General features: G+C 70.5%; 3 protein-coding genes. 1 reads left to right on the top strand and 2 read right to left on the bottom strand.

Annotated features, from left to right (window positions below; all coding sequences use genetic code 11):
- Window positions 1-42 precede the first annotated feature (42 nt).
- Window positions 43-1,605, bottom strand: coding sequence for a sodium:solute symporter family protein (locus HW445_RS22190; RefSeq protein WP_180222734.1), 1,563 nt, complete (start codon window positions 1,603-1,605; stop codon window positions 43-45).
- A gap of 260 nt (window positions 1,606-1,865) precedes the next feature.
- Complete coding sequence (locus tag HW445_RS22185; protein ID WP_180222733.1) at window positions 1,866-3,002, bottom strand: amidinotransferase; 1,137 nt, start codon at window positions 3,000-3,002, stop codon at window positions 1,866-1,868.
- 153 nt (window positions 3,003-3,155) lie between these two features.
- On the opposite strand from HW445_RS22185, the gene HW445_RS22180 reads away from it, so the two are divergent.
- Complete coding sequence (locus tag HW445_RS22180) at window positions 3,156-3,674, top strand: pyridoxamine 5'-phosphate oxidase family protein (protein WP_180222732.1); 519 nt, start codon at window positions 3,156-3,158, stop codon at window positions 3,672-3,674.
- Window positions 3,675-3,687: the final 13 nt, after the last annotated feature.

Here is a 3,687-nt window from a genome sequence, read left to right as displayed (position 1 = left end):
GTGGGGGACGGACGGCGCCGTGCGGCCGCAGGGCCCTCGGGCTCAGCGGGTGACGACCGTCTCCGCGACGGCGTCACCGTCCGAGCCGGGCAGGTCGCCTTCGAACCTCGCCTCCAGCGCCGCGCGTTCGGCGTCCGACGGGTCGCTGTCGAGGGAGTCGATCAAGGTGTCGCGCGCCGTGCTGCGCTCGGGCCGCAGGAATCCGACGACCACGTACAGGGTCAGCGAGGTCAGCACCGGCAGCCCCACGTTCATGGTCTGCGTGGCGTCCTCCACGCCCCAGTACAGGTACGCCCACACCGACAGGCCGCCCGCCCAGGAGGTGATCGCGGCGAGCGGGCCGTGGCGCCGGAACCAGGGGAGCAGCCCGAGCATCAGCGGGATGGAGATCGGGCCCATGGTCGCGGCGACGATGCTGACCACCACCGTCATGATGAAGCCGTCCGGGTCGGCGAAGAGCGCGAAGGTCATGCTGACCGTGACGAACGCGACCGTGGTGATCCGGGCGAACGTCAGCTGCCCGGCCTGGGTGAGGCGCCGGACCCGCGGGAACAGCACCGGGGCGAGGTCACGGGTGATGACGGCCGTGATGACGTTGGAGTCGGAGGCCACCATGGCCATCGTGTGCGAGAAGAACCCGGCGAGCAGCAGTCCGATGATGCCCGCGGGCAGCAGCTCCTGGGCCAGCATGATGTACGACTGCTCGCCGTTCTCGACGCCGGGCACGACGAGCGGGGCGGCGATCATCGGGATGAAGAGGATGAACGGCCACACGATCCACAGGAAGCTGGAGAGCAGGGCCGACCGCTTGGCCCGGGAGCCGGACGGGGCGGCCATGTAGCGCTGCGCCAGGTTCCACATGCCGCCGTTGTACTCGAAGGTCTTCACCAGGAGGAACGCCATGATCAGGCCGGAGGTGACCGGCCCGGTGACCGGGTCGCCGTGACTCTCCGGCAGGTCGCCCCACATGGTCCACAGGGTGGCCACGCCGTCCAGGTGGGCGAAGAGCGCGAAGAGCATCGCGAAGCCGGCCACGCCCTGGATGACGAACTGCCCGAAGTCGGTGAGGACGTCGGCCCACAGCCCGCCGAAGGCCATGTAGAACATGGTGCAGACGCCCGTCAGCGTGATGCCCCAGACGAGCGGGATGTCCGCGAACCCCTGGAGCAGCAGGGCGATGGCGACCCACTTCGCGGCGATGTCGACGACCTTCAGCGCGGCGCCGCTGTAGGCGAGCACCTGCTGGGTGGGCAGGTTGTAGCGGACGGCGAGGTAGGCGAGCGGCGAGTTGACGCCGTGCTTGGCCCGCAGCCGGTTCCAGCGCGCGGCGAAGACGAAGGCGCCGATGCCGATGCCCACGCCGATGGTGAGCGGCCACCAGAAGTAGACGGTGACCCCGTGGTCGTACGCCACCGCGGCGAAGGTGACGAACATGATCGCGCTGTACCCGGACATGTGGTGCGAGATGCCGGAGAGCCACCACGGTATGCGGCCACGGGCCGTGAAGAAGTCGGCGATGGTGTGGATGCGCTTCCTCGACCACAGGCCGATGCCGACCATTACGAAGAAGTACGCGCCCAGCACCACCCAGTCCAGTGCGGCCATCTCGGCTCCTCGCGTTCATGGACATGAATTGCTGACAGATCCCTGAATGGGTGCCGTCACAGTAGAAGTGCCGTGATGGACCGTCAATACGCTGCGCAGGGCGGGTTTGGTGTGCTCGACGTTCGCGTACCCGACGGGAGTTCAGCGGACTGAACGAAGCGCAGGTCGTCGCGGTGGCCGGCCGCATGCGGGCCGCACGCGCGGCGAGGCTCCCCCCGCCTCACCGGGCGGGGGGAGCCTCACCGTCTCGCGTCACGGTCTCAGAAGTACGACTGCAGGGCCCCCCGGCGGCGGATGTCCAGCGTCGCGCAGTGGAAGGAGCCGCCGAACGGCGCGTAGTGGAGCAGGTCGCAGGGGACCGGCTCGAAGCCCCATCTCTCCAGGGCGCGCAGCATGCCGGTGTGGTGGCGTTCGGCGACCACCCGCTTCTCGTCCAGCATCAGGACGTTGAGGCTGAGCCATCTGCCGCACAGCGAGGTGAGCTTGAGCAGCGGGTCGCGGATCGGGTCGGGCTCGGGGGCGACCAGGATGTCCCAGGACCGCAGCACCTCCGGCAGCCGGTCGACGTCGATGTACTCGGGGTTGACCAGAGCCTTCCCCGGGGCCAGCACCATGAAGGTGGTGTCGATGTGCATGGGGGCCCGGCAGCGGCTCTCGATCTCGTGGATCCGGTACCGGGGTCCGAGGTGGCGGCGGAGCCACTCGATGCCGCTGAGGTTGGTGACGTTGCTGCGGGTCACGAACAGGTCCCGCCCCGCGCGGACGAAGTCGGCGGCGTCGAAGACCGGCTCGAACTCGGTGAGGATGTACCGCATCGGCTCGCCGGGCCGCGGGATGCGGAACTCGCGGTCGTAGAGCTCGTCGGTGAGCTGGGGGCGGGGGGCCGCGGTCCAGCGGGCGCCGCGCCGGAAGTAGTCCTTGAGGACCGGGCGGTAGGTGTGCGTCTCGAAGTAGCGGCAGGGCCAGGCCATCGGCGTCTCGATGATCTCGTCGCCGATCACCAGCATGCTGTCGCGAGGGCAGGTGTTGCAGAAGCCGCGCGACGCCCAGTCGGGGGTGGCGAAGCGCTTCCGGTGCTCGGCGGCCTCCGGGCGTCGGACCGTGATGCCCAGGGACTCCAGCAGGGTGACGAACCCGTCGAGTTCCTCCTGTGCCCGTTCGACCAGTGCCCGCGGGTAGCGGACGCCCGCCACCAGGCCCTGGAGGCGGGCCGCCCAGGGCGGGATGTTGCAGGACACCACCGGGTGACGGGTGGGGATGGTCGCCCCGTCGAGGCGGCCGACGACGATCTCCTCGAGCGGATCCCACTCGTTGTGCGAGTTGACCGGTGACAGGAGCGGGACGGGTTCGTCGGCGGCCGCCGTCGATGTCTCGGGCTTCTGTTGCAGTGACGTCATGCTCAACCGCTTTCGCCGGGCGAAGTCGATGGTCAATATATCCGATAAGCGACAATCGGGGCGTCCGGTGGTCCGGTCCTCAGCCCGTCGGCCGAGCCGGTCAGGGACTCGGGGCGGAGGCGGCCGGTGCGGCCCGGCGGCTAGCGTGCGGGCATGCAGACCGGTCGGCCGCCCCGCGGCATGGAACAGCGCACCCGTGACGTCCTCGCCCGCCTCACCCACGAGACGGACGTCTGGGTGGCGTCCGCGGACGCCGGGGGGACGCCGTACCTGGTGCCGCTCTGGTTCGTCCGGCACGACGACGCCCTCTGGCTCGCCACCCGTCCGGCCACGCCGACCGCCCGCAACCTGCGGGCCGTCCGCCGTGTCCGTCTGGCGCTGGGCGACACGCTCGACGTGGTCCTGGTGGACGGCGACGCCGAGGTCCTCACCTGCGCGGAGGTCCCCGCGGCGGCGGCGGAGGCGTTCGTGGCGAAGACGGGCTGGGACCCGCGGAAGGAGGGCCGCGAACACGTGTGGATCCGGGTGCGGCCGCGGTCGGTCGAGGCCCGCAACGGGGAGCACGAGATGCGGGGACGCCGGGTGATGACGGACGGGGTGTGGGCCGTGGCCGCGGCCCGGGCAGGGGCGGACGGGACCGCCGTACGGGAGGCAGGACCGGCCGTACGGTGACCGGCATGGGGCC

The sequence above is a fragment of the Streptomyces sp. UH6 genome (assembly GCF_013421635.1).
GTDB classification, from domain to species: Bacteria; Actinomycetota; Actinomycetes; order Streptomycetales; family Streptomycetaceae; genus Streptomyces; species Streptomyces abyssomicinicus.
Note: the sequence above shows the minus strand (reverse complement) of the source record. Positions and strands in the feature narration are given on the sequence as shown.

Excerpts from the sequence above, each read along its gene's own strand:
- HW445_RS22180 (WP_180222732.1), top strand. The coding sequence starts at position 3,156 with ATGCAGACCGGTCGGCCGCCCCGCGGCATGGAACAGCGCACCCGTGAC.
- HW445_RS22185 (WP_180222733.1), bottom strand. The coding sequence starts at position 3,002 with ATGACGTCACTGCAACAGAAGCCCGAGACATCGACGGCGGCCGCCGAC.
- HW445_RS22190 (WP_180222734.1), bottom strand. The coding sequence starts at position 1,605 with ATGGCCGCACTGGACTGGGTGGTGCTGGGCGCGTACTTCTTCGTAATG.